This is a genomic window from Bartonella phoceensis (genome assembly GCF_902825145.1).
Lineage (GTDB): Bacteria > Pseudomonadota > Alphaproteobacteria > Rhizobiales > Rhizobiaceae > Bartonella > Bartonella phoceensis.
Map to the genome: position 1 here is coordinate 193,576 of NZ_CADEAD010000002.1, position 25,881 is coordinate 219,456.

General features: G+C 38.0%; 22 protein-coding genes. 8 read left to right on the forward strand and 14 right to left on the reverse strand.

Annotated features, from left to right (window positions below):
• Positions 1–210: 210 nt before the first annotated feature.
• Positions 211–693, reverse strand: a complete 483-nt coding sequence (locus J7R07_RS03085) for a BA14K family protein (RefSeq protein WP_208435478.1) — start codon at positions 691–693, stop codon at positions 211–213.
• Positions 694–862: 169 nt separating this feature from the next.
• Here J7R07_RS03085 and J7R07_RS03090 point away from each other — a divergent pair, with 169 nt between their 5' ends.
• Together J7R07_RS03090 and J7R07_RS03095 are read left to right on the forward strand one after the other, a co-directional pair.
• Positions 863–1,960 (forward strand): carboxynorspermidine decarboxylase, encoded by a 1,098-nt coding sequence (locus tag J7R07_RS03090; RefSeq protein WP_208435479.1) that lies wholly within the window; start codon positions 863–865, stop codon positions 1,958–1,960.
• 45 nt (positions 1,961–2,005) lie between these two features.
• Positions 2,006–3,247, forward strand: a complete 1,242-nt coding sequence (locus J7R07_RS03095) for a saccharopine dehydrogenase family protein (protein ID WP_208435480.1) — start codon at positions 2,006–2,008, stop codon at positions 3,245–3,247.
• A 131-nt stretch (positions 3,248–3,378) separates the two neighbouring features.
• Here J7R07_RS03095 and lpdA read toward each other — a convergent pair whose 3' ends face one another.
• The 8 genes from lpdA to J7R07_RS03135 form a co-directional block, all read right to left on the reverse strand.
• A complete protein-coding gene (gene lpdA / locus J7R07_RS03100) occupies positions 3,379–4,785 on the reverse strand; it encodes a dihydrolipoyl dehydrogenase (RefSeq protein ID WP_208435481.1) in 1,407 nt (468 codons plus the stop codon).
• 32 nt (positions 4,786–4,817) lie between these two features.
• Positions 4,818–6,047, reverse strand: a complete 1,230-nt coding sequence (gene odhB / locus J7R07_RS03105) for a 2-oxoglutarate dehydrogenase complex dihydrolipoyllysine-residue succinyltransferase (protein WP_208435482.1) — start codon at positions 6,045–6,047, stop codon at positions 4,818–4,820.
• 32 nt (positions 6,048–6,079) lie between these two features.
• Positions 6,080–9,079, reverse strand: a complete 3,000-nt coding sequence (locus J7R07_RS03110) for a 2-oxoglutarate dehydrogenase E1 component (RefSeq protein ID WP_208435483.1) — start codon at positions 9,077–9,079, stop codon at positions 6,080–6,082.
• Between the two features lie 157 nt (positions 9,080–9,236).
• Entirely contained in the window at positions 9,237–10,139 is a 903-nt protein-coding gene (sucD, locus tag J7R07_RS03115; protein WP_208435484.1) for a succinate--CoA ligase subunit alpha, read from the reverse strand.
• A 3-nt stretch (positions 10,140–10,142) separates the two neighbouring features.
• Positions 10,143–11,339 (reverse strand): ADP-forming succinate--CoA ligase subunit beta, encoded by a 1,197-nt coding sequence (gene sucC / locus J7R07_RS03120; RefSeq protein ID WP_208435485.1) that lies wholly within the window; start codon positions 11,337–11,339, stop codon positions 10,143–10,145.
• A 93-nt stretch (positions 11,340–11,432) separates the two neighbouring features.
• Positions 11,433–12,395, reverse strand: coding sequence for a malate dehydrogenase (mdh, locus tag J7R07_RS03125; protein WP_208435486.1), 963 nt, complete (start codon positions 12,393–12,395; stop codon positions 11,433–11,435).
• A 297-nt stretch (positions 12,396–12,692) separates the two neighbouring features.
• A complete protein-coding gene (gene zapE, locus J7R07_RS03130; RefSeq protein WP_208435487.1) occupies positions 12,693–13,865 on the reverse strand; it encodes a cell division protein ZapE in 1,173 nt (390 codons plus the stop codon).
• Between the two features lie 99 nt (positions 13,866–13,964).
• On the reverse strand, positions 13,965–14,510 hold the full coding sequence (locus tag J7R07_RS03135; protein ID WP_208435488.1) for an AprI/Inh family metalloprotease inhibitor: 546 nt from the start codon (positions 14,508–14,510) through the stop codon (positions 13,965–13,967).
• 233 nt (positions 14,511–14,743) lie between these two features.
• On the opposite strand from J7R07_RS03135, the gene dapF reads away from it, so the two are divergent.
• The 6 genes from dapF (at position 14,744) to J7R07_RS03165 (ending at position 20,136) form a co-directional block, all read left to right on the forward strand.
• Positions 14,744–15,595, forward strand: a complete 852-nt coding sequence (dapF, locus tag J7R07_RS03140; protein ID WP_208435489.1) for a diaminopimelate epimerase — start codon at positions 14,744–14,746, stop codon at positions 15,593–15,595.
• Positions 15,595–16,878 (forward strand): tRNA (N(6)-L-threonylcarbamoyladenosine(37)-C(2))-methylthiotransferase MtaB, encoded by a 1,284-nt coding sequence (gene mtaB, locus J7R07_RS03145; RefSeq protein WP_208435490.1) that lies wholly within the window; start codon positions 15,595–15,597, stop codon positions 16,876–16,878. The genes dapF and mtaB overlap by 1 nt, the downstream gene beginning before the upstream one ends.
• A gap of 14 nt (positions 16,879–16,892) precedes the next feature.
• Positions 16,893–18,140, forward strand: a complete 1,248-nt coding sequence (gene ftsY / locus J7R07_RS03150) for a signal recognition particle-docking protein FtsY (protein ID WP_208435491.1) — start codon at positions 16,893–16,895, stop codon at positions 18,138–18,140.
• Complete coding sequence (locus J7R07_RS03155; protein ID WP_208435492.1) at positions 18,137–18,826, forward strand: septation protein A; 690 nt, start codon at positions 18,137–18,139, stop codon at positions 18,824–18,826. The genes ftsY and J7R07_RS03155 overlap by 4 nt, the downstream gene beginning before the upstream one ends.
• Positions 18,827–18,895: 69 nt before the next feature.
• Positions 18,896–19,657, forward strand: coding sequence for a hydroxyacylglutathione hydrolase (gene gloB / locus J7R07_RS03160; protein ID WP_208435493.1), 762 nt, complete (start codon positions 18,896–18,898; stop codon positions 19,655–19,657).
• Between the two features lie 2 nt (positions 19,658–19,659).
• A complete protein-coding gene (locus tag J7R07_RS03165) occupies positions 19,660–20,136 on the forward strand; it encodes a hypothetical protein (protein WP_208435494.1) in 477 nt (158 codons plus the stop codon).
• Between the two features lie 50 nt (positions 20,137–20,186).
• On the opposite strand, the gene J7R07_RS03170 is transcribed toward J7R07_RS03165, so the two are convergent.
• The 5 genes from J7R07_RS03170 to mnmE all read right to left on the reverse strand — a co-directional run bounded on the left by J7R07_RS03170 (position 20,187) and on the right by mnmE (position 25,880).
• Complete coding sequence (locus tag J7R07_RS03170; protein WP_208435495.1) at positions 20,187–21,092, reverse strand: ParB/RepB/Spo0J family partition protein; 906 nt, start codon at positions 21,090–21,092, stop codon at positions 20,187–20,189.
• A gap of 48 nt (positions 21,093–21,140) precedes the next feature.
• A complete protein-coding gene (locus tag J7R07_RS03175; RefSeq protein ID WP_208435496.1) occupies positions 21,141–21,941 on the reverse strand; it encodes a ParA family protein in 801 nt (266 codons plus the stop codon).
• A 6-nt stretch (positions 21,942–21,947) separates the two neighbouring features.
• The gene (rsmG, locus tag J7R07_RS03180) at positions 21,948–22,595 is read right to left on the reverse strand and encodes a 16S rRNA (guanine(527)-N(7))-methyltransferase RsmG (RefSeq protein WP_208435497.1); all 648 of its coding nucleotides are present in this window, start codon (positions 22,593–22,595) and stop codon (positions 21,948–21,950) included.
• Complete coding sequence (mnmG, locus tag J7R07_RS03185) at positions 22,595–24,463, reverse strand: tRNA uridine-5-carboxymethylaminomethyl(34) synthesis enzyme MnmG (protein WP_208435498.1); 1,869 nt, start codon at positions 24,461–24,463, stop codon at positions 22,595–22,597. Before mnmG ends, rsmG begins: the two co-directional genes overlap by 1 nt.
• A 109-nt stretch (positions 24,464–24,572) precedes the next feature.
• Positions 24,573–25,880, reverse strand: a complete 1,308-nt coding sequence (gene mnmE, locus J7R07_RS03190) for a tRNA uridine-5-carboxymethylaminomethyl(34) synthesis GTPase MnmE (RefSeq protein WP_208435499.1) — start codon at positions 25,878–25,880, stop codon at positions 24,573–24,575.
• Position 25,881 lies beyond the last annotated feature (1 nt).

The following is a 25,881-nucleotide window of genomic DNA, read 5'->3' on the forward strand; positions in this document are numbered from 1 at the left end:
TATTTTATTATCAACAAAATAAAAATTTATATTTCCACCCCCTATTTTTGCACTTAACGATAATAAGATTTAACAAAACTTAAAAGTATTCAAAATTTTCAAAAAACAACTGTTGCGAGAAAAAACTCCGCAGCTTACAAATTACCTCTTTATTTTAAGGACGATAACGAATACGACAAGGTTTGATAGAAATTTTTCTACATTTTGCCCTTAAAAAAAGCGTGAAAGACACTGCTTACGAGATCCATGAAAAGGCTGATAGCTATTATCCTCTTTGTTATAGGAACGATAACGTGCGCGACAAGATTCAACGTGTTTTTTAAGCATCCATGGCTCCTTTTTTTCTAAAGAAGAAATTAAAATTGCTTTTTTCGTATCTGGTACAACTTTTAATGACGCACGTTTTTTGTCTGGATGTGATGATGTAAAAAAGGCGGCTTCAGGATACCACCAATTATCTCTATACTTACGATAACCTCGCCGATAATGATGATAACCCTTAAAACCATTCAGTTCTCTACGTCCTGTAAAAATCAAAGGCACCGAATGCTCGTCGACAAAAGCCTGAGAAATCTCTTTGGCTTCAACATCACTCTTATTTTGTGCCAAATTAACAATATTAGTTGTTATAATGAAAAAACTGCCAATGAAAACAAGAGCTAAAACATAACATAATTTTTTTTTCATAAACATAATGCAAATCTCAAAATACAAAAACAAAACGCAGTTACAGAAAACCTTTCTAATGCTAGACAGAAATAAATTCTTTTTCTAAGACTCTTTTTTCTTGAGACATTCTGTTGCTCTCTGTACTAAACGTTGATCTCAAGAATAAGATCCTTCAAAAGAGAATGGATAAAAAATGATAAGAACCCCTTATTATCTTATAGATAAATCTAAGCTCATAAAGAATATGGAAGCTATCGCTCACTTACGTGAAATGTCCGGAGCAAAAATTTTGCTTGCTTTAAAATGTTTTGCTACATGGAGTGTTTTTGATTTAATGGCCGAGTTTATGGATGGAACCACATCATCATCCCTTTATGAATTGCGTTTAGGAAGAGAAAAATTCGGTAAAGAAACTCACGCTTATTCGGTTGCTTGGGCAGATCATGAAATTGAAGAAGCTTGTAGCTACGCAGACAAAATTATTTTTAATTCTATCCAACAACTTCAACGTTTTGCTGACACAACAAAAACCATTCAACGAGGCATAAGGTTAAATCCAGGAATCAGTGCATCTAATTTTGATCTTGCCAATCCCTCCCGCCCTTTTAGCCGCTTAGGAGAAACCAATCAAAGTGCTATCAAAGAAGTTTTACCACTCATCAATGGCTTAATGATCCACAACAATTGCGAAAATGCTGATTTTAATCTTTTTAACCAAATGCTTGGGTCTATGGAAGAAAAATTCGCAGAACTTTTTACTGCAGTTGACTGGATAAGCCTTGGTGGAGGAATTCACTTTACAGCAGAAAATTATCCTCTAGAAACTTTTGCAGAACGCTTAAAAAATTTTTCAAAAACCTATGGTGTTACTGTTTTTCTGGAACCAGGAGAAGCTGCTATAACAAAAAGCACCACACTTGAAGTAACTGTTCTTGATACATTGTATAATGAAAAAAAACTTGCTATCGTCGATAGCTCGACTGAAGCACATATGCTTGATCTTTTAATTTATCGTGAAAGTGCCAAGTTAGAACCAAATCAAGGACCATATGAAATCATGGTCTGCGGAAAATCCTGCCTTGCCGGTGATGTTTTTGGGACATTTCAGTTTCCAAAACCTATTAAAATAGGTGACAGATTGTCTTTTCAGGATGCTGCGGGTTATACAATGGTTAAGAAAAATTGGTTTAATGGCGTTGCAATGCCTGATATTATTATCAAAGAATTTGATGGTACACTAATACTTCAACGCCAATTTACCTATTATGACTATCAAAAAAGCCTTTCATAAAAAATAGCCGTCATACAACAGTATTAAAAAGGAGATCAATTTACAATGAAGAAAAATATTCTCATTATTGGTGCTGGAGGTGTTGCACAAGTTGTTGCGCACAAATGTGCTCAAAACAACAATATTTTCGGTGAAATTCATATTGCTTCACGAACACTTAAAAAATGTGAAGACATCATTGCTTCCATTAAAGAAAAAAACGTAATGAAAGAACAAGGTGGTGTTCTTAAGAGTCATGCGCTCAATGCAATGAATATAGAAGAAACTGTTCAACTCATCCAAAAAACAAAATGCGAAATTGTTATCAATGTTGGATCTGCCTTTCTTAATATGTCTGTCCTTTCAGCTTGTATCAAAACAAAATGTGCTTATATTGATACTGCAATTCACGAAGACCCCTTGAAAATTTGTGAAACCCCTCCCTGGTATGGCAATTATGAATGGCCTCGGCGTCAAGAATGTGAAAAAGCTGGTATAACTGCTATTTTAGGTGCGGGCTTTGACCCAGGTGTTGTGAATGCCTATGCAGCGCTAGCACATGAATGCTATTTTGATAAAATCACCGATATTGATATTATTGATATTAATGCCGGAAACCATGGACGTTGGTTTGCCACAAATTTTGATCCAGAAATTAACTTTCGTGAATTTACAGGACAGGTGTGGTCTTGGCAAAACAAAAAGTGGGTTTCCAATAAAATGTTTGAAATCAGCCATGAATGGGACCTCCCTGTTGTTGGAAAACAAACAGCCTATATGACGGGACATGATGAAATTCATTCATTATCCAAAAATCTTGATGTGGAAAATGTTCGTTTCTGGATGGGATTTAGTGAACATTATATCACTGTTTTTACTGTTTTGAAAAATCTTGGCCTCTTATCTGAACAGCCTGTTAAAACAGCAGAAGGGCAAGAAGTTATCCCTTTGAAAGTCGTAAAAGCTGTCTTACCCGATCCAGCTTCTTTAGCACCAGACTACACAGGAAAAACCTGTATTGGGGATTTTATTAAAGGGGAAAAAGATGGAAAACCAAGAGAAGTTTTTATTTATAATATAGCCGATCACAAACAAGCTTTTAATGAAACTGGTGCACAAGGTATTTCTTATACAGCTGGTGTACCGGCAGCAGCAGCAGCTCTTCTTATTGCCACTGGTGAATGGGATATTAAAACCATGGCTAATGTAGAAGAATTACCACCGCAGCCGTTCCTTAGACACCTTGATAATATGGGACTTCCCACTTGGATGAGAGAACAAAAAGAAGAGAAAAAATTACAGTTTTAAACTCTTGATATATCACTAAAAGAGAGAAAACCGCCCCTAAAAGGGCGGTTTTTCTTAAAACATACAACGTGCAAATAGTAAAAACATCTTTTAAGCTTTTTTAAGAAGCGTTATAGAATTCTAAACGCGGTCTAGATATGAAGTGGTTTAGCAAACGTCGCTAAAGCTGCTTCCCGCACGGCCTCTGATAAAGTAGGATGTGCATGGCAACAACGCCCCAGATCTTCTGATGAACCACCAAATTCCATTAAAACTGCAATTTCATGGATCATTTCTCCCGCACCAAACCCAAGGATATGTCCACCAAAAACTCGATCTGTTTTTTTATCAGCAAGGATTTTAACAAACCCATCATTCCTTTGCATTGCACGTGCGCGACCATTGGCCATGAAAGGAAACTTCCCAACATTATAATCAATACCGGCAGTTTTAAGTTCTTCTTCTGTCTTCCCCACGCTGGCAATTTCCGGCTGTGTATAAACAACACTAGGAATGACATCAAAATTAACATGACCTTTCTGACCAGCCAAAATTTCCGCTACAGCGACACCTTCTTCCTCCGCCTTATGGGCCAACATTGGTCCTTTAACAACATCACCAATAGCATAAATTCCTGGAATATTTGTTTGCCAATGTGCGTCAATGTCAATAAAACCGCGCTCATCCACTTTCACACCAGCTTCTATTAAACCAAGACCTTTCGTATATGGAGAACGTCCAGTAGCAATGAGCACAACATCAGCATCTAAAGTCTCAGCTGCACCACCTTTGACCGCTTCAAAACACACCTGAGCCGCTGAACCAGATTTTGTAATAGCCGTTACCTTTGCACCTGTCTTATATTCAATCCCTTGTTTCTCCATTATTTTTTGGAACTGCCGTGAAACCTCACCATCCATTGATCCTAACACTTTATTAAGATATTCAATAATGGTTACCTTAGCACCCAAACGGCTCCAAACCGAACCAAGCTCTGAACCAATAACACCAGCTCCAACAACAATCATACGCGCTGGTACTTTCTCAAGAGCTAATGCTCCAGTAGAAGAGACAATAATCTTTTCATCAATTTCAACATTGACACCTGGAATACCCGAACTCTCTGAACCTGTAGCAATAATAATATTTTTTGTTTCAATCGTTTGTATACTATTATCACGAGCAACGATTTCAATTTGACCTGCGCCTAAAATTTTGGCTGTACCAAAAAAAGTCTCAACTTTATTCTTTTTCATCAAAAAAGAGATACCACTCGTATTAGCTGTCACAACAGCTTTTTTATGCGCCATCATCTGTTCAAGATTAAGTTTAGATTTGCCAATAGAAATACCAAGTGTCTCAAAGCCATGTTGTGTTTCAGCAAACACTTCTGACGCATGCAACAACGCTTTAGAAGGAATACAACCCACATTAAGACATGTACCACCTAGTGTCATACGCTTTTCAATAATTGCTGTTTTAAGCCCCAATTGTGCCGCCTTTATTGCTGCAACATAACCACCTGGCCCTGCTCCAATCACAACCACATCATAAGACATCCGTTTTTCCTTTCATCCTGAAAATTGTACTTTTACAAATCAAGAACAAGGCGTTCCGGATCTTCTAAACTTTCCTTAACACGCACAAGGAAAGTTACAGCTTCTTGGCCATCTACAATACGATGATCATAAGAAAGTGCTAAATACATCATGGGGCGGATTACAATTTGTCCCCCCACAACCATTGGGCGTTCTTTAATTGCATGCATTCCCAAAATACCAGACTGTGGTGCATTCAAAATCGGCGTTGACATTAACGATCCATAAACCCCCCCATTGGTGATCGTAAAAGTCCCACCTTGCATATCAGAAACTGCTAACTTCCCATCACGCGCAAGACGCCCCAAACGTCCAATCTCTTTTTCAATTTCTGCAAGTGACATTTGGTCTGCATCACGAACAACGGGAACAACAAGCCCTTTATCTGTTCCAACAGCAATTCCTGCATTGACATAGTTCTTGTAAATAACATCTGTTCCATCAATTTCTGCATTAACAGCAGGTAATTCTTTTAAAGCATGACAAACAGCCTTAGTAAAAAACCCCATAAAACCAAGCTTAACACCATGTTTCTTCTCAAAAAGGTCCTTATAACGTTTGCGTAAATCCATCACCGCCGACATATCGACTTCATTAAATGTGGTTAACATTGCCGCTGTATTCTGTGCATCTTTAAGACGACGTGCAATTGTTTGGCGCAGTTTCGTCATACGCACCCGCTCCTCGCGCATTTCCTGAACAGAAGCAGCTGAAGAGTTAGATACAGAAGCAGAGCTGGCTGTAGAGGTCGTGGGGGCAGAGGTTTTTATACCTTGTGTCAGCATATTAAGAACATCTTCTTTGAGAATTTGTTCACGTTTTCCAGAACCTGAAATATCGCTTTTTGCAATATTATTTTCTGCCATTAATTTTGCTGCTGAAGGTGCGGGAGGCATTATATTGCTCGGAGAAGACTGCTTCAATTTAGACGAAGCAGCAGACATAGATTCATCAGAAAACGGCAATGATTTGGAAACACCGGCTGCTCCAGCTTCAACCGCTCCCAAGAGCGCATTCACTTCAACCGTATCACCTTCCTTTGCAATGACTTCAGATAATTTCCCTGCAACAGGCGAAGGAACCTCAACTGTTACTTTATCTGTTTCTAATTCAACTAAGGGCTCATCCATAGCAACAGCTTCGCCAAGTTTTTTAAACCATTTACCAACCGTTGCTTCGGTAACCGATTCGCCCAAAGTAGGAACACGGATTTCAGTATTCATAATATCTTTCCATACATCAGAGTAGTCATAAATTAAGCGCCTAACGCGTCTTCAAGAAACGCAGCAAGCTGTTCAAGATGTTTCACCATCAGCCCAGAGGCCGGAGATGCACTTGCAGGACGCCCTGCATAACGTGCACGTGAATATTGCGCATTAATATGCGTCAAAACCCATTCCAAATAAGGCTCAATAAATGACCAAGCCCCCATATTCTTTGGTTCCTCTTGGCACCAAACAATTTCTGCTTGCAAAAAGCGCGACAACACATCCACCAAAGCTTTTGCAGGAAAAGGATAAAGCTGTTCAACACGAAGCAAATAAACATTATCAATACCCCTTTTTTCACGTTCTTCATAAAGGTCGTAATAAACCTTTCCTGTACAAAGAACGATACGACGAATTTTGTGATCTTTCTGCAATTTAATGACAGAATCGCTGAGACATTCTGCATCATCAAGCAACAAACGGTGAAAACTTGTTTTTGGTCCCATTTCATTGAGAAAAGAAACAGCTCTCTTATGGCGCAAAAGTGATTTTGGTGTCATTAAAATTAATGGTTTACGGAAATCACGTTTAATCTGCCGGCGCAAAATGTGAAAATAATTTGCAGGGGTAGTACAATTAGCAACCTGCATATTATCCTCTGCACAAAGTTGAAGAAAACGTTCCAAACGTGCTGAGGAATGTTCTGGCCCTTGCCCTTCAAAACCATGAGGCAACAAACACACAATACCAGACATACGAAGCCACTTACGTTCAGCAGATGAAATAAATTGGTCAAAAATGACCTGTGCACCATTAGAAAAATCACCAAATTGCGCTTCCCAAAGCGTTAACCCTCGTGGTTTGGCAAGGGAATATCCATATTCGAAACCAAGAACGGCTTCTTCAGAAAGCATAGAATTAACAACCTCATAGAGCGCCTGTCCCTTTTGCAAATTATTTAAAGGGATATAACGTGCTTCATTTTCTTGATCATAAAGAACTGAATGACGTTGTGAAAAAGTTCCGCGTTCAACATCCTCACCGGAAAGACGAACCGGTGCTCCTTCTAAACAAAGCGAACCAAAAGCTAAAGCTTCAGCCGTTGCCCAATCAACACCTTCACCGGTTTCAAAAATTTTAGCACGGTTGTTTAAAAAACGTTGAATAGTTTTATGAACGTGAAAACCTTCTGGAATCTCAACAAGTTTTTCACCAATTTCCTTTAAAGTTTTTAGCTCAACACCCGTTGTTCCACTATATTGTTCATCGGTGCTACTGGAAGCTTTTAGACCAGTCCAACTCCCATCAAGCCAATCAGCCTTATTAGGTTTATAAGAAGCGCTTGCTTCAAACTCAACTTCAAGCTTATCACGCCAGAGTTTTTCTTGCTGTTCAATCTCTTCCGAAGAAACCACTCCTTCTGCTATCAATTGATCACCATAAAGCTGAAGAGTTGTTTTATGACCACGAATAGCCTTATACATAAGCGGCTGTGTAAACGAAGGCTCATCTCCTTCATTATGTCCATAACGGCGATAACAGAACATATCAATCACCACCGGTTTATGGAAAATTTGACGAAATTCTGTCGCTACTTTTGCAATAAAGACAACGGCTTCAGGATCATCACCATTTACATGAAAAATGGGCGCATCGATCATTTTTGCCACATCCGATGGATAAGGTGAAGAACGCGAAAAGCGTGGATCTGTTGTAAAACCAATTTGATTATTGATAATGACATGAAGTGAACCAGCAACGTTGTAACCTTTAAGACCTGAAAGTCCAAAAGTTTCCTGAATCACCCCCTGCCCTGCAAAGGCAGCATCACCATGGATAAGTAATGGCAAGACTTTTGAACGTTCATTCAATGGGAGTTCATCACTGTGCGTCCACCCTACAAGTTGATCTTGTTTAGCACGTGCTTTTCCAATAACAACCGGATCAACAATCTCAAGATGAGAGGGATTGGCCAAAAGCGATAAATGAACTTTTTTACCATCAAATTCAAGATCAGCTGAAGTTCCCAAATGATATTTGACATCACCCGATCCTTCTACATCATCAGGCTTATAAGATCCCCCTTTGAATTCGTGAAAAATAGCCCTATGTGGTTTTGCAAGAACTTGTGAAAGAACGTTTAAACGACCACGATGCGCCATGCCTAAAATAACTTCCTGCACTCCTAAAGCACTACCGCATTTAATAATTTGTTCAAGAGCAGGAATCAGTGCTTCACCACCATCAAGTCCAAAACGCTTTGTTCCTTTATATTTTGTATCTAAAAACTGTTCGAATCCTTCTGCCTCAATAAGCTTGTTAAGTATCGCTTTCTTACCTTTCTGTGTGAAGGCAATGTGTTTATCTGGTCCTTCAATACGTTCCTGAAGCCAAGCTTTTTGAACAGGATCAGAGATATGCATATATTCCACACCGATCGTTGAACAATAGGTACGGTTGAGGATCTCAAGCATTTGTGGAATAGTTGCGTACTCCAACCCTAAAACATTATCAATAAAAATAGGTCGTTCATAATCAGCAGTGGTAAAACCGTAAGCTTCTGGAGAAAGCTCTTTGTAATCCTCAAGCTTTTCTGCCAATTGAAGAGGATCAAGCCGTGCATGAAGATGCCCCCGTGCACGAAAAGCACGAATCATCATGAGCGCATGGACAGAATCACGCGTTGCACGAATAATATCTTGTTCGCTAGAAGTTGTTCCTTTTTGTACAGCACCTTTTACTGCCTTTTCCTTTAATTTATCACTCACATGTTTTTCAAGAACAGACCAATCACCATTGAGAGCAGACACCAACTCACCATCTGCTTTTAATGGCCAATGATCACGTTGCCATGTTGCTCCTTCCGCATTTCTAAGAACATCTTCTTTTTTATCATGAATGTTTTCAAAAAAAGTACGCCACTGTGAATCCACACTGGTGGGATCTTTTTCGTATTCGGCATAAAGCTGATCTATATAATCCGCATTTCCACCATACAGAAATGACGTTTGTGCAAAAAGACTATTTATCTCGTCCTGCCTTGCCATATACCTCTCCGGAACATTTATTCCGTCTCCTTATATCTCTTTTTGTCTTTTCAATGCTTACAAAGCAAATAAAGGTACAAATATTCAAAAAAGTTTTACCTTTTTATACTAAAGTTTTTCCACCTGAATTAAGAAAATATTCTTATTAAATTTTCTTTTAGCCTTTCAAAACCGACATCAAAGTCTTACCTATCTGTGATGGCGAAGGAGACACACGAATTCCGGCAGCTTCCATTGCAGCAATTTTATCTTCTGCTCCACCTTTACCACCAGAAATAACAGCACCAGCATGCCCCATGGTACGTCCTTGAGGAGCTGTACGACCAGCAATAAAACCAACCACCGGTTTTTTACGACCTTTTCTTGCTTCATCTCGGAGAAATTGCGCCGCTTCTTCTTCAGCACAACCACCAATTTCACCAATCATAACAATAGACTGGGTTTCATCATCGGCTAAAAACATCTCCAATACATCAATAAATTCGGTACCCTTAACAGGATCGCCACCAATACCAATAGCTGTTGTCTGTCCCAGATCTTCCTGACTCGTTTGAAAAACAGCTTCATAAGTTAAAGTTCCCGACCGTGAAACAACCCCAACAGAACCTTTTTTAAAAATAGCGCCAGGCATAATACCAATTTTACATTCATTTGGCGTGAGAACCCCAGGACAATTAGGACCAATGAGACGTGATTCTGATTTTTCTAATCTCGCCTTTACTTTAACCATATCCGTAACAGGAATACCTTCCGTAATACAGATAATCAAAGGAATCTCTGCATCAATAGCTTCTATAACAGCTGCCGCTGCCCCCGCAGGAGGAACATAAATAACCGAAGCATCCGCACCTGTCTTTTCCTTTCCTTCTGCAACACTGGCAAAAATAGGAAGAGTTTCACCTTTTGAGCCTTCCCATGTCTCACCGCCCTTTTTAGGATTAACGCCACCAACCATTTGCGTGCTATGATAAGCAAGTGCTTGTTCTGTATGAAAAGTTCCTGTTTTTCCTGTAAGCCCTTGAACCAGAACTTTTGTATCTTTATTCACAAGAATTGACATTACTTAAGCCCCCTTCACGGCTGCAACAATTTTTTGAGCAGCATCATCTAAATCATCAGCAGCAATAACATTCAAACCACTATCACTGATAATCGCTTTACCTTGCTCAACATTCGTACCCTCAAGACGAACAACCAAAGGAACATTCAAACCAACTTCTCGAACAGCAGCAACCACACCCTCAGCGATAACATCACAACGCATAATACCACCAAAAATATTGACCAAAATGCCTTTAACACTCGGATCAGCAGTGATAATTTTAAAAGCAGCAGTTACCTTCTCTTTTGAAGCTCCACCACCCACATCAAGGAAATTTGCTGGCTCAGCCCCATAAAGCTTAATGATATCCATTGTTGCCATAGCAAGACCTGCACCATTGACCATGCAACCAATTGTGCCATCAAGAGCAACATAAGCAAGATCATGCTTTGATGCCTCTATCTCTTTTGGATCCTCTTCTGAAGTATCACGCAGTTCTAAAATGTCTGGATGACGGAATATAGCATTATTATCAAAAGAAACTTTTGCATCAAGAACACGCAAATGGCCATTTTTCATCACAATAAGCGGATTGATTTCAAGAAGGCTCATGTCTTTTTCACAAAACGCCTTATAGAGAATTGGAAAAAGCGTTTCACCATCTTTTCGTGTACTATCATGCAATTCCAATGCATCACAAAGCCTTGCACAATCGGCAGAGGTAACGCCCTGTACAGCATCAATGGGTAGAGTTAATATTTTTTCCGGTGTTTCTTCAGCAACCGTTTCAATATCCATTCCCCCTTCTGTTGAAACAACGAAAGCTACCCGACCAACACTACGATCAACCAAAAGTGAAAGATAAAGTTCTCGCTCGATATCAGCACCGTCCTCAATATAAAGACGATTAACCTGCTTGCCTTCCGGACCAGTTTGTTTGGTTACCAAAGTTTTACCAAGCATTTCTTGGACATTTGCAACAACTTCTTCAACGGATTTTGCAAGCCGAACACCACCTTTTGCATCAGGACCAAGTTCTTTAAACTTCCCCTTACCACGACCACCAGCGTGTATCTGACTTTTAACCACATAGAGTGGACCAGGCAATTTTTTTGCCCATTTTTCAGCTTGCTCTACAGAATAAACAGCAACACCATTTGCAACAGGTGCTCCATATTCATGAAGCAGCCGTTTGGCCTGATACTCATGGATATTCATGCATTTGTCCTTTTCTTTTAGGGATCACTTTCTTAATCCTCAAATCCTAATATTTTAAATACTCTATTTTAATAAACAAAATCCTTACTCAATTTATTTGAGACCAGGCACAAGCGCGATACAAGCTTCGCAAAGCTTCTTAACCGCATTCACTGAATGCTCAAAAGCATCTTTTTCCTCTTTATCAAGATCAATTTCAATGATCCGCTCAACACCACCCGCACCAAGTACAACGGGAACACCAACATAGGTATCATTAACCCCGTATTCCCCTGAAAGATAAGCAGCAACAGGAACAACACGCTTAGTGTCCTTCAAATAGGCTTCAGCCATAGAAACAGCAGAAGCCGCTGGTGCATAAAAAGCAGAGCCTGTCTTTAACAAACTAACAATCTCTGCACCACCATCACGGGTACGCTGGATAATTTGATCAATTCTTTCCTGTGTAGTCCAGCCCATATTTATAAGGTCAGGCAAGGCAATACCACCAACCGTTGAATAACGCACCAAAGGCACCATTGAATCACCATGTCCTCCTAAAACAAATGCCGTCACATCCTTAACAGAGACATTAAATTCCTCAGACAAAAAATAACGAAAACGTGCTGAATCAAGGACACCAGCCATACCAACTACTTTATGCACTGGAAGATCTGAAAATTTTTGCAATGCCCATACCATTGCATCAAGGGGGTTAGTAATACAAATAACAAATGCTGAAGACGCGTATCTTTTAATCCCAACACCAACTTGTTCCATCACTTTTAAATTAATACTTAAAAGATCATCACGGCTCATACCAGGTTTGCGTGCAACACCTGCTGTTACAATAACAACATCAGCACCATCAATTGCTTCGTAAGCATTAGCACCTTTTAAACTGATATCAAAACCGTCAACAGGTGAGGATTCCGCAATATCAAGCGCCTTTCCCTGTGGTATACCTTCTGCAATATCAAACAAGACCACATCACCAAGCTCTTTAAGTCCAATAATATGCGCTAAAGTACCACCGATCATACCCGAACCAATAAGAGCTATTTTTTTTCTTGCCATTTTACTTTTCCTAACATTAGATAACGCAGAATATACTTAACCAGCGCCAATATATTAAATATTTTCTTTTACTTTAGCCACATTTTTAACAATACCTTCACAAGCAAGATAAAATTCACCAACCTTTTTTACTTCATAGAAGTCAACATCCTCCACACAAAGGTTCTATTAGAAATTACTATAATGTACCGATAAAGTGAATTTTTAAAAAATACAACAGAATTATTACACTTCTTTTAAATTCAGGGAGTTATCGTTCTTACAGTCTACGTAAAGGTAAAGTTATAATCCGTTTTTTTATTTCAAAAGAAAACGTTCTGCCCACACTTTTAAATAATCCTGACTTTGCATCTCGAAAAGGCGTGATTGTGCTCTTTGAAATTCGAATGTTTCTGCAGTCTGAGCATGCCCCTTATACAAGTCTTCAAGTTTCGCTGCCGCCGACATAAATAATCTTATGTGGCGTTCATAAAGAACATCAATAAGTAAAATAAACCGTTTTGTTTCATTTCGGTGTGTATCATCCATCACCGGTACATTATCGATAAAAATCGTATGATAATGTTCTCCCAATGCTAAATACTCAGCTGCTGCTAAAGGTTTTGCACATAAATCTTGATAATCAAAACGTGCACAACCCCCCCCGGTGCGTGGAATATGCACAAGGCGGCCTTTTATAAGAAGTTCATCAGATGTTTCCTTCTGTTCTTGCAACACCAGAGACCATGCTTTATCCATGCATTTATTTGCCTGCGACCCTAACGGCGTTATATACACATGTTGAAGATTTGATTTTTCAAGACGATAATCTGTTTTTGCATCAAGATTGATAACACAAACATGTGCTTTCAAAACTTGAATAAAAGGCAAAAAGAGCTCTCGATTTAACCCATTATAATAAAGATTATCAGGAACAACATTTGAAGTCGCAACAAAGAAAACCCCTTTATCAAATAAAGAAGAGACAAGGCGACCAAGCACCATGGCATCAGCAATATCTGTTACCGTAAATTCATCAAAACAAAGCACTTGGGCTTCTCGTGCAAGATCCTCAGCAACGGCTAAAATAGGATTATCTTGTTTAGGTTTTATACGCCCAGATGCTTGACGATAAAAATTAATACGCTCATGCACATCAGTCATGAAATCATTAAAATGTGTACGTTTTTTACATTTTTGCGGTAAACAAGAAAAGAACAAATCCATCAGCATAGTTTTGCCTCGTCCTACTTCACCATAAATATACAACCCCTGAAAAGCACCACTCCCATCACTTTGTCTTGAACCATGAGAAAAAGTTCGTTTTTTTCTTTTGAAAAAATGCCAAAATGCTAGGGGATGGGAAATATTTTGTTGTGCAATTTCTTGTAATAAATTATCAAAATGCTCTGCTAAAGCCAATTGAGCTGGATCCAAACTTATTTCTTTTTTCAAGACCAGTTCTTTATAGCATGTTGAAACCAAAGTCATCCAAACAACCTTTTTTCAAACCGTTTTCAATAAAAAACATACATTTTCTTTACAAATTTTTACACATATTTCCCATTTTTATAAACGGTCCAAAATGATCTAACGGCTCAAAATAACTGGATGATCATCGAGTGTACGTCCCTCAAAACGGTCAGTATTGGAAGAATAAAGAGCAACGATAACGCGTCCTAAACTATTATAGAAATATAATCTTTTTCCTTTAATAGACCACGAACTTACCTGAGAAACGATTCCTGGACAATTTAGGGGACCAGCACGATATCCTTGTCCAAATTTTGTTTGTGGTGTTGCAATTCGGCAAACCTTCCCCCCCATAGAAAGACTCCACACTCCAGCAACATTTGCAGGAAACAAATCCACAGCATTGCCTGGCAATTCAAAGCTGGCCATTCGTTCATCACTCTGAGAATCTCCTCTCTCATACATCGAAACATCTGCTGTTCCAGATGCTGACAAACGAGAAGACGAAGGACCAGACATAACTTCTGTTGGTATTTGTTGAAGTGGATAAAAAACTTCTAATGTATTGCTACTATCATTACTGTTAAACCGCGATATTGAACACCCCCCTAAAAATGTTACAGTTGATAGTACAATGAAAAGTAAAATTTTTGAAAATGACATACCTATACTCTTTCCCAGGACAATAAATAAATTCACTCAAAAAATGGATGAATATTTGTTATATGGTATTTTACAAAGATACATTAACAAATTAAAAAAAATAGGATGAAAGTCACTTATTTTGAATAATAAATAATTTTTGCCACTCGTTTTATATCTATCAAGCACTAGAAATTTATAAGATTTTCAGTCATATATCTTTTGTGGACAATCACTAAAAATAGGGAAATTTCATGAAAACGCCATTCAGCAAAATGGAAGGACTTGGCAATCAAATCATTGTTGCCGATATGCGTGAAAGTACACATGCGCTTACACGGCAAGCAATTCTTGCCTTATCGGCAGATCCTCAAACCCATTTTGATCAAATTATGGCACTTCATCCAGCAACCCAAAAAGAAGCAGACTTCCGTATCGAAATATGGAATGCTGATGGTTCAATGGCAAATGCTTGCGGCAACGGCACCCGTTGTGTAATAGCATGGCTCACAGACAACAATCTTGGTGAGACCTTTCGATTAGAAACGCCCGCTGGGATTATTGAAGGTAAACGCCAAATCAATAACCTCATCTCTGTTGACATGGGATGTCCAAATTTCAATGCAAAAGAAATGCCTGTTTCACGTGAAATAATTGATACCAATCACGTCGAAATTACTGCTGGTCCCTTAAAGGATGCTTGTCTTGTCTCTGTTGGCAATCTCCATGCTATTTTTTTTGTTGAGGATGATATTCAACATATTCCATTAGAAAAATATGGACCAAAACTTGAACACGATCCCCTTTTCCCAGAACGGTGCAATATTTCCATTGTTTATGTTGTGTCACGAAAAAGTCTAAATTTACGCACATGGGAACGAGGAGCAGGGTTAACGCAAGCATGTGGGAGTGCTGCTTGTGCCAGTGCAGTGGCCGCCTATCGACGAGGGTTAATAAAACGCCATATTGATGTACACTTACCAGGAGGAACACTTAATATTTTCTATCGAGAAGACGATCACATTATTATGACAGGTCCAACCAATTATGAATTTAGTGGCTTTTTAAACCCTTTAACAGGGAGCTATAAAAAGGATCACTTTTGATGGCAATAGAAATTGTAACATTTGGTTGTCGACTAAACAGCTACGAATCAGAAATTATACGCAAAGAAAGCACTTCTTCAGGGTTAGATCAGCTCAAAGATGGGGCTATCATCTTTAATACCTGTGCTGTCACTGCCGAAGCCGTACGACAAGCAAAACAAGCTATCCGTAAAGCAAGACGTAAAAATCCTCATGCCCGCATTATTGTAACAGGATGTGCTGCACAAACGGAAGCGCAAAATTTTGCCTCCATGGCAGAGGTGGATCTTGTTCTAGGGAATGAAGATAAACTTCATGCGCATTCTTATCGTCAACTTCCTGATTTTGGTATCAACCATTCCGAGAAGTTGCGTATCAACAACATCATGGAAGTGCAAAAAATTGCTCCACATATGGTGAGTGCAATGGATGAGCGCACACGTGCCTTTGTACAGGTACAAAACGGATGTGATCACCGTTGCACATTTTGTATTATCCCTTATGGGCGTGGCCCATCACGTTCAGTCCCCATGGGTGCTGTTATTGAACAAATTAAACGGCTCATAGACAATGGTATTCAAGAAGTGGTTTTGACAGGTGTCGACCTTACAAGCTATGGTCACGATCTACCTGGAAAAGCTAATCTAGGAAAATTAACTGCAGCCATTTTGTATCACGTACCTGATCTACCTCGATTACGTCTTTCATCAATCGATTCTATTGAAGCAGACGAGGAACTCATCAATCTTTTAGCTTATGAAAAAAGAATCATGCCTCATTTGCATTTATCCTTGCAAGCAGGTGATAATATGATTTTAAAGAGAATGAAACGGCGACACTTACGTGAGCATGCAGTTCAATTTTGCCAAGACTTGCGTGCCAAACGTTCCACAATGGTTTATGGTGCTGATTTAATTGCTGGTTTCCCTACTGAAACAGAAGAAATGTTTCAAAATAGTCTCTCTTTGATTAATGATTGTCATTTAACACATCTCCATGTCTTTCCCTTTAGTCCAAGAGAAGGAACACCTGCCGCACGTATGCCACAAGTCAACCGTAAAATAGTAAAGGTGCGTGCAGAAAGATTGCGCAAAGCAGGTGAGGAGGCTTACCAAAAACATCTTGTTCATTTACAAAATAGCCAACAAACAATTCTTATTGAAAAAGATGGAATTGGACGAACAGAAGATTATACCCTTGTACAAGTTAAAGGCGCAAAAGCTGGAACAATTGTTCAAGCTCTTATTATTGATCATGATGGTGATAAGTTGGTTGCTGTCCTCCCAAAATTAAACGCAGCTTGAGCAAGGAAGCCCTTATGACAAAATCTTTTATCAAAAAAATATTTTCTTTTAAAAAATCTAAAGAACAAGAAATGGAACAAGTTTCCACTTCTTATGAAACCGATATAACAGAAGAAAGTGAATATAAAAGTAAAAATTCTAAAAATGAGTGGCTCTCTATAAATACAGAAAAAGAAGAACACATAGAAAATCAAAAGACAATATCTACAAAATGTAATGATAAAATTGCATCTCTTGAAGATGATTCTGGCAAAATTCCGCTTTCTGGCAAAGTAATCGTTACAGATACAATTAGTGAACAAATTGAAAAGTCTTCACCTACACCTTCTGTTGAACCGAAAAAAACAGCATGGATTGGTCGTCTAAAAAAAGGGTTAGCTCTTTCTTCACAACGCTTAAGTGAATCAATTGGTGACCTTTTTCTTAAGGGAAAGCTTGATGAAGATACATTGCAAAATCTGGAAGATATCCTTATTCAAGCTGATATTGGCGTGGAAACGGCTACAAACATCACTGAGATTTTAGCTTCCAGTCGTTATGGAAAAAATTTATCTCCAGATGAAGTTCATAGCATTGTAGCTGACGAGATAAAAAAAGTATTAGAACCTGTAGCGATTCCATTAGAACTTGATCTTAATCACAAGCCTCACGTTATTTTACTGGTCGGTGTAAATGGTACTGGGAAAACAACAACTATTGGAAAGCTTGCAGCAAAGCTCACCGCAGGAGGGTTAAAAGTTATGCTGGCTGCTGGTGATACATTTCGCGCTGCTGCTATTGAACAATTACATATTTGGGGTGAACGCACAGGATCTCCTGTTATTTCAACCAAACTCGGTGCAGATGCTGCAAGTTTAGCATTTGACGCTTATGAAAAAGCAAAAAAAGCAAACAGTGATGTATTGATTATTGATACAGCTGGACGTCTGCAAAATAAAACTGAGTTGATGGATGAATTAGCAAAAATTATTCGTGTTTTAGGCAAACAAACCCCCCACGCACCCCATACAGTTCTTCAAACACTTGATGCAACCACCGGACAAAATGCACTCACTCAAGTGAATATCTTCCGTGATATTGCTGGTGTTAACGGTTTAATTATGACAAAACTTGATGGTACTGCACGAGGAGGAATTCTTGTTGCTGTCGCAGCAAAATACAAATTACCCGTTTATTTTATCGGTATAGGAGAAAACATTGATGATCTTCAACCTTTTTCTGCCTCCGACTTTGCCGAAACTATTACAGGAAAATACGCATGAAAAAATCTTCACTTAGGAATCATTCGCACAATAATCGCAATTTGGAGAATATGGATGATAACCGAGAAAAGTCTCTTTCACCAACATTTAAATTTCTCTTAGAAATGGGGCCATTAGTTACCTTCTTTCTTGCCAATTACAAAGGTGAATGGTTGTTAAACAATATTGGTATCTTTAAAAATTTTAGTAAGCCTATTTTCCCTGCAACAGCTATCTTCATGGTAGCAATTATTATTGCACTAAGCTTATCATGGATTCTTGCACGAAAAATTCCTATAATGCCTCTTATTTCAGGTATATTCGTTCTCGTCTTTGGATTTTTAACTCTTTGGCTCCATAACGATACTTTTATCAAAATGAAACCCACAATCATCAATAGCTTATTTGCTGTTATTCTTTTTGGTGGTATGTTTTTTAAAAAACCATTGCTGCGTTACGCTCTAGATTCTACTTTAAAACTCGATGATTTGGGATGGAGTAAACTAACCTATCGTTGGGCATTTTTTTTCGTTTTTCTCGCTTTTTTAAATGAGATAATTTGGCGCAATTTTAGCGATAATTTTTGGACAAGCTTTAAAGTATTTGGTGTTATGCCTCTAACCGTTCTTTTCATGCTTATCCAAATGCCTCTTATACTTAAACACTCACAGGGACTTTTTATAGAAGAAGAGAAATCTGATTCTTAAACAAAATATACCCATAATTATAGATTACTTTTTGTCCTTATCGTCGCATACTGTTCAGGGAGAGGAAATATGTTGATTGAACAGTTTATATGCCGAGAAGATAATTTTGGTGTGCTCATTCACGACGAAAAAAGTGGTATGACAGCCGCAATAGATGCTCCTGAAAGTAAAGCTATTCACAATGCTTTAAAACGCCGTAATTGGACACTTAACACTATTTTTGTGACTCACCATCATTATGACCATGTAGAAGCCCTTGCAGAATTAAAACAAGTTTACAACGCTATAGTTGTAGGACCAGCAGCAGAAAAAGATAAAATTCACCATCTTGATCAAATACTTCAACCTGATGAGAAGCTTATCTTTGGTTCTCACACGCTTTTAGCTCTCTCAACACCTGGCCATACGCTAGGAGCTTTGTCCTATTACCTTCCTGAAGAAAATTTACTTTTTTCTGGAGACACACTTTTTTCACTCGGCTGTGGACGTCTTTTTGAAGGAACACCTGCACAAATGCTAGATTCTTTAAAAAAGCTTCGTCAACTGCCTGATGAAACGCTTCTTTATTGTGGGCATGAATATACCAAAACCAATGCTCTTTTCGCACTGACGGTTGATCCACATAATCAAAAACTTCATCAAAGAATAAAAGATATTTTTCTGTTGAGTGAAAAAAACGCTATGACATTACCTGTCACTTTAGGGCAGGAAAAAGCGATTAACCCTTTTCTTCGTTGGGATGATAAAAATTTGCGAGAAAACCTTGCAATGAAGGATGCAACAGATGAAGAAGTCTTTTCTGAAATCAGAAAAAGAAAGGATAATTTTTAACCATGTTTAAATCTCTATTGCCTTTATTTTTCCTTTTTACTTTTGTAATATGTACTAAAGGAATAATAGCAAAAGAAACAGAACATCAGTTTGAGTTTCCCTATATTGTTGCAAATTATTCTTTAACAGAAAATTTTCTCTTAAAAATGGAAAAAATTACAAAAGAATGTGAGAATTTACCCCCTGAACTAAAAGCTACCAATACTATATACAACCATAGTATTGAAGGGATTATAGATTTTATCTCTCATAAGCCAAAACTAATGTATATTTTAAGAAAAAACGATATTACCCCAAAAGAGTTTGCTATTGGCTCTTTGGCACTTCGAGCAACATTAATAATACTTACCAGAGATATCTCTTTTGAAAAAGAAGGCATTTCTTTTGATGAAAAAAATGCTGTTGTTTTAGATAATTTGGAATTTGGAAAAAAACATATGTACAGAATATTTAGCGTTTTAGGAAAAAGTTGTGAATAGAACTTATGCTATTTTAAACTATTGTCTCATTTAGGATTTGCAAACGCCCTTTAATTTTGTAAACGTCGACAAATATCATCCAATTGTTCTAATGAGGAATAGTGTATTTTTAAATCACCACCTTTTTTACCATGTCGAATAATGACTTTCATTCCAATGACATCTGCAAGTAGTTTTTCTAAAGATTTCGTCTCTGCATCTTTCTCTACAGAAGTTTGTTTTTTGACCTTAGGATTTGCCTGTTCATATACAAGTATTTCTGTTTGGCGTACCGAGAGACCTTCACGAATAATTTTTTCAGCTAAATCTTGTGGATTATCAACAGTTATAAGACAGCGTGCATGACCAGCGGAGAGTTGTCCATCAACTAAGAATTGCTGTACTTTCGATGGCAATTTTAACAAACGAAGCGTATTTGCAACATGACTTCGACTTTTTCCAATCACTTGTGCTAAATCTGCTTGCGTATAACCGTGCTCATTTAGCAAAATTTCATATCCTATTGCTTCTTCAACAGGATTAAGATCAGCACGTTGAACATTTTCAATAATTGCTAATTCTAAAGCCGTTTTATCATCTACATCACGAACAATTACCGGCAATTTACTTAAATTAGCACGTTGTGCAGCACGCCACCGCCGTTCACCTGCGATTAATTCAAATCTATGAGGATGATCGCGTGAAGGTCTTACGATAACAGGTTGAACAACACCATGTTGACGAATTGATTGCGCTAAATTATCAAGTTCTGATTCGGTAAAATGGCGTCGTGGATTATGTGGATTACACAAAATAGATTCAAGTGGTACAAACCGCTCAGAAAGTGTAGAAGCTGTACTGAACTCTGTTAATTTTTCAGCATTTTGTGAACGTGTAATACTATTGTTTAAATTGATATCGCCAATCAATGCTGCCAATCCACGTCCTAGTCTTTTTTTTGATTGATCATCATTCATAATTTTACTCTTTGTGTTTCCTGTATAAAAATTATTTTTCCTATATTTCTAAGCAGCAGCAGCGCGTGCTTGTTTTTCACGTTGAATCACTTCCGATGCTAAGCGCAAATAAGCCTGACTACCTGCGCACTTGAGATCATAAAGCAATACTGGTTTACCAAAAGAAGGAGCCTCTGATACACGCACATTTCGTGGAATCACAGTACGGTAAACTTTATCTCCCATAAAAGAGCGTACATCTTCAACAACTTGATTTGAAAGATTATTACGTCCATCGTACATTGTTAAGACAATACCTTGAATTTCTAAAGATGGATTAAGTACGGAACGCACTTGTTTTACTGTTTCAAGCAATTGACTTAAACCTTCAAGTGCTAAAAATTCACATTGCATAGGCACCAGAACAGAATCTGCAGCTCCCATAGCATTAAGCGTTAAAAGATTAAGTGATGGAGGACAATCAATTAAAATATAACTAAATTTTTTTTCCATTTTTGGATCATCATAGAGTGCCTTACGTAACCGTTGAATGCGATCTTTCGATGAAGAAATCTCCATTTCTACACCTAAAAGATCAAGCGTAGAAGGTACAATATGAAGATTGGGTACAGCTGTTTTTAAAGCTGCTTTTGTGACTGAAATTCCTGAAACCAAAACATCATAAGAGGACAAAGGACGGCTATTACGATCAATTCCCAATCCCGTACTAGCATTACCTTGTGGATCAACATCCATAATAAGAACATCCTCCCCAATAGCTGCTAAAGCTGTTGCAAGATTAATTGCTGTAGTTGTTTTTCCCACCCCACCTTTTTGGTTTGCAATAGCGATAATCCGTGTTTCGCCCATTTTGCTCTACCCTCTACATGATCGAACATGAGAAATTTCTAAAATAACAGAATTTTCATCAATTTTACTCTTATGTTTTAACAGATCAAACTGCCAATTGGCAGAGGCATTTTTTATTTCTATGGCGTAATCCCGTCCTTTTTGCAAAAGGGCTATTGTTTTTTTTGTTAATAGCGGAAAAATAAGCTGTAAAAGAGTGTCAAGAGGAGCTAATCCCCGTGCTGTTATAACCTCTGGTGCCACTATTTTTTTGTATACGTCCTCAATTCTACAGTGATAAACTGTTGCTGGAAGATTCAATTGAGTAATGACCGTTCGTAAAAAAGCGACTTTTTTCCCATTACTTTCAACAAGATCGATATGCCCTGTTTTTTTTTCTTTCAGAAAAATAGCAATGACAATTGCAGGAAATCCACCACCTGATCCAAGATCACACCAACGCATAAAATCACTGCGTAAAGGATATATTTGTGCCGAATCCAAAATATGACGCGTCCACAGAACTGGTATTGTTGTATTGGACACCAAATTAATATGCATATTCCATTGCATAATTAAAGTTTCAAATTGTATCAAATCATCTATAGTTTCACGTGAAACAGAAGGAATAATATCTAAAAGTGCTTTATATTTTTGTTCTGTAGAAATTTCCATTAAGCTGTTTTAGCCTTTTCACGTCGTTGACGTTGAATATATGTAATAATAAGCGATAATGCTGCTGGTGTCATACCATCAATTTTTTGAGCATCCGCAATTGAACGCGGTGATATTTCTTGAATTTTTGTTTTTAATTCATTTGAAAGACCGGAAATTGACTGAATATCGAGAGAAGAGGGAATTTCCAAACGTTCATCGCGCTGAAGAGCAGCAATATCTTGTGCCTGTTTATCTAAATAAACTGCGTACTGTGCTTCAATTTCTAAGGATTCAACACTCTTAGAGTCTATAGATTGTAATTGTGGCCAAAAATGTGAAAGACGTTTTATAGTCATATGAGGATAAGCAAGAAGATCATAAGCCGAACGCCGAATTCCGTCGTGATTTACTTGTAATCCATATGCAGAAGCTTCATTAGGTGTTAGAAAAAGTTCCTTACACATTAATCGTGCTTGATTAAGACGTTGTTGTTTTTCTGTATAACAGTCCCACCGTACTTTACTTACAATCCCCCATTGCTGTGCTAAAGGTGTTAAACGAGCATCAGCATTATCAGATCGTAGAGACAAACGAAATTCAGCACGTGATGTAAACATCCGATAAGGTTCACAAACACCACGTGAGACTAAATCATCTACCATAACACCAATATAAGCTGTAGAACGACTTATGAGTATTTCCTCTAACTTTCCTACTTTACGGGCAGCATTTAAGCCAGCCAAAAGACCTTGTGCTGCAGCCTCCTCATATCCTGTTGTACCATTAATCTGACCAGCTAAAAACAACCCTGTCAAAGAACGTAATTCTAAGGTTTTAGTCAATTGTTGTGGATTAACAAAATCATATTCAATTGCATAACCAGGTTGTAAAATTTTAGCATTTTCCAATCCTTCAATAGTTTTAAATAAAGAAATTTGTACATCTTCCGGAAGAGAAGTAGAAAGACCATTTGGGTAAATAGTATCATCATTTAATCCTTCTGGTTCCAAAAAAATCTGATGCCCATCACGTTCACCAAATTTAACAATTTTATCTTCAATAGAAGGGCAATAACGTGGTCCTAATCCTTCAATATTTCCAGAATATAAAGCAGATCGATGAATATTTTTACGAATAATTTTATGTGTTTGTGTATTTGTACGTGTTATCGCACATTCAATTTGTGGCTGTGTAATTTTTTCTGTTAAAAGAGAAAAGGTGGTTGGATCCTCATCTGCTTGCTGTTTTGGAAGACACTCCCAACGAATTGTTTTTTTACTAAGGCGCGCAGGCGTTCCTGTTTTTAATCTCCCAAGCTTGATGTTATATTCTTTTAAACGTTCAGCAAGTTGTATACTTGACTGATCCCCCATACGTCCAGCAGCCCATGTTTTATCACCAATATGAATAAAACCGTTCAAAAATGTACCTGTTGTTAAAACAACAGCACTAGAACAAATTTTTCCTCTATTTTTTAAAACTACACCTGAAACACAACAGTCTTTAACAATCAGATCAACAGCCTCATCTTCAATAAGAATAAGATTATCTTGTTCTTTCAAAAGTTTTTGAATTGCTTCTTTATAGAGTTGCCTATCAGCTTGTGTACGTGGTCCTCTTACTGCTGGCCCTTTACGTCTATTAAGCAGCCTAAATTGAATTCCAGCAGCGTCTGCTGCGCGTCCCATGAGACCATCCAAAGCATCTATTTCACGCACCAGATGTCCTTTTCCGAGTCCACCAATAGCAGGATTACACGACATTGTTCCTAGTGCTGTTATTTTATGTGTCACAAGAGCTGTCCGCGCTCCAACACGCGCTGAAGCTGAAGCAGCTTCACAGCCAGCGTGTCCACCCCCAACAACAATAACATCATATAACTGCATCAGAATTTATCCCATAGAGAATCTAATCTCAAGTTTCACGTGAAACATAATATAAAATACATGATCTTTTAAATCTGTCTATGAAATAATCAATGTTTCACGTGAATCATTATTTTCCTATACAAAATTCTGAAAAAATAATATCAAGCAAATCCTCAACATCTACGTCACCTGTAATTTTCCCAAGAAAATCACAAGCACGACGAAGATGTTCTGCACGTAAACTTAAATCAAGAGAATTATAACGCACAGAAGCCTCAATTTCTTTAACAGCCTCTTTTAATAACTGAAGTTGCCTTTTACGTGCTGTAACGAGATTTCCAATTTCAGCAGCACGACGTAAACAAAATGACTCAAGTTCTTTAATAAAACAGTCGAAATTTAAACCAGTTAATGCTGAAAATTTTATAAACCAATGCGCTTTATTTTCTTCATAAAGATCAAGCTTATTACCAACATGCCATATTTCAGCTGATGTTTCTGGTAAATCTACCTCTTGAGGATTTCCTATATCATAAACTAAAATAACTAAATCAGAATCTCTCACATGCTGCTTGGCAACTTCTATCCCTAATTGTTCTATTTTATTTTCTGTTTCTCTAAAACCAGCAGTATCTGTTAAAAAAATTGGTAAACCACCGAGAACAAGTCTAATCTCTAAAGCATCACGGGTTGTACCTGCTTCTTCCGTTACAATAGCAACAGGCCTATTGGCCAAACGATTTATAATGCTTGATTTTCCAGAATTCGGAGCACCCGCGATAACAATTTTTAATCCATCACGCAAAATACTCGCGCGTTCTCCTTCATCAATATGTTTTTGAAGAGAAGTACAAAGATTTTCTAAATCTTTCCAAACTTTGTTAGATACCGAATCGGGGATATCAGTTTCATCAGCAAAATCAAGTTCTGCTTCAATAAAAGCGCGTGCCCTTATAAGTTTATGGCGCCAATTACGATAAAGTGTTGTTAAACGGCCACTTGTACCCATAACCGCTAAACGACGCTGACTCTCCGTTTCTGCCTCTATTAGATCAGCAAGACCTTCCGCTTGAACAAGATCTAATTTTCCTTCCATAAACGCACGACGCGAAAATTCACCTGCTTCTGCAATACGACATCCATAAAATGTAGATAATTCATCAAGAAAACGATTAACAACTGCTTTACCTCCATGCAGATGAAATTCTGCACAATCCTCTCCCGTAAAACTATGAGGAGCAGGAAAAAAAACAGTCAAAGCAGAATCTAAAAAACTACCATCACGAGCAGTAAGATCCCCATAATGCATAAATCGCGCTTTAGGTAAAGAACCACAAAGCGTTTTAACAATATTCATAACATGAGGACCAGAAAGTCGAATGACTGCAACCCCTGAAGGCAACAACCCACTCGAAACAGCAAAGATTGTATCCACA

What these genes read in the sequence shown, in the direction of transcription:
- J7R07_RS03085 (WP_208435478.1), bottom strand. Translation starts at nt 693, where the DNA reads ATGTTTATGAAAAAAAAATTATGTTATGTTTTAGCTCTTGTTTTCATT.
- J7R07_RS03090 (WP_208435479.1), top strand. Translation starts at nt 863, where the DNA reads ATGATAAGAACCCCTTATTATCTTATAGATAAATCTAAGCTCATAAAG.
- J7R07_RS03095 (WP_208435480.1), top strand. Translation starts at nt 2,006, where the DNA reads ATGAAGAAAAATATTCTCATTATTGGTGCTGGAGGTGTTGCACAAGTT.
- lpdA (WP_208435481.1), bottom strand. Translation starts at nt 4,785, where the DNA reads ATGTCTTATGATGTGGTTGTGATTGGAGCAGGGCCAGGTGGTTATGTT.
- odhB (WP_208435482.1), bottom strand. Translation starts at nt 6,047, where the DNA reads ATGAATACTGAAATCCGTGTTCCTACTTTGGGCGAATCGGTTACCGAA.
- J7R07_RS03110 (WP_208435483.1), bottom strand. Translation starts at nt 9,079, where the DNA reads ATGGCAAGGCAGGACGAGATAAATAGTCTTTTTGCACAAACGTCATTT.
- sucD (WP_208435484.1), bottom strand. Translation starts at nt 10,139, where the DNA reads ATGTCAATTCTTGTGAATAAAGATACAAAAGTTCTGGTTCAAGGGCTT.
- sucC (WP_208435485.1), bottom strand. Translation starts at nt 11,339, where the DNA reads ATGAATATCCATGAGTATCAGGCCAAACGGCTGCTTCATGAATATGGA.
- mdh (WP_208435486.1), bottom strand. Translation starts at nt 12,395, where the DNA reads ATGGCAAGAAAAAAAATAGCTCTTATTGGTTCGGGTATGATCGGTGGT.
- zapE (WP_208435487.1), bottom strand. Translation starts at nt 13,865, where the DNA reads ATGACTTTGGTTTCAACATGCTATAAAGAACTGGTCTTGAAAAAAGAA.
- J7R07_RS03135 (WP_208435488.1), bottom strand. Translation starts at nt 14,510, where the DNA reads ATGTCATTTTCAAAAATTTTACTTTTCATTGTACTATCAACTGTAACA.
- dapF (WP_208435489.1), top strand. Translation starts at nt 14,744, where the DNA reads ATGAAAACGCCATTCAGCAAAATGGAAGGACTTGGCAATCAAATCATT.
- mtaB (WP_208435490.1), top strand. Translation starts at nt 15,595, where the DNA reads ATGGCAATAGAAATTGTAACATTTGGTTGTCGACTAAACAGCTACGAA.
- ftsY (WP_208435491.1), top strand. Translation starts at nt 16,893, where the DNA reads ATGACAAAATCTTTTATCAAAAAAATATTTTCTTTTAAAAAATCTAAA.
- J7R07_RS03155 (WP_208435492.1), top strand. Translation starts at nt 18,137, where the DNA reads ATGAAAAAATCTTCACTTAGGAATCATTCGCACAATAATCGCAATTTG.
- gloB (WP_208435493.1), top strand. Translation starts at nt 18,896, where the DNA reads ATGTTGATTGAACAGTTTATATGCCGAGAAGATAATTTTGGTGTGCTC.
- J7R07_RS03165 (WP_208435494.1), top strand. Translation starts at nt 19,660, where the DNA reads ATGTTTAAATCTCTATTGCCTTTATTTTTCCTTTTTACTTTTGTAATA.
- J7R07_RS03170 (WP_208435495.1), bottom strand. Translation starts at nt 21,092, where the DNA reads ATGAATGATGATCAATCAAAAAAAAGACTAGGACGTGGATTGGCAGCA.
- J7R07_RS03175 (WP_208435496.1), bottom strand. Translation starts at nt 21,941, where the DNA reads ATGGGCGAAACACGGATTATCGCTATTGCAAACCAAAAAGGTGGGGTG.
- rsmG (WP_208435497.1), bottom strand. Translation starts at nt 22,595, where the DNA reads ATGGAAATTTCTACAGAACAAAAATATAAAGCACTTTTAGATATTATT.
- mnmG (WP_208435498.1), bottom strand. Translation starts at nt 24,463, where the DNA reads ATGCAGTTATATGATGTTATTGTTGTTGGGGGTGGACACGCTGGCTGT.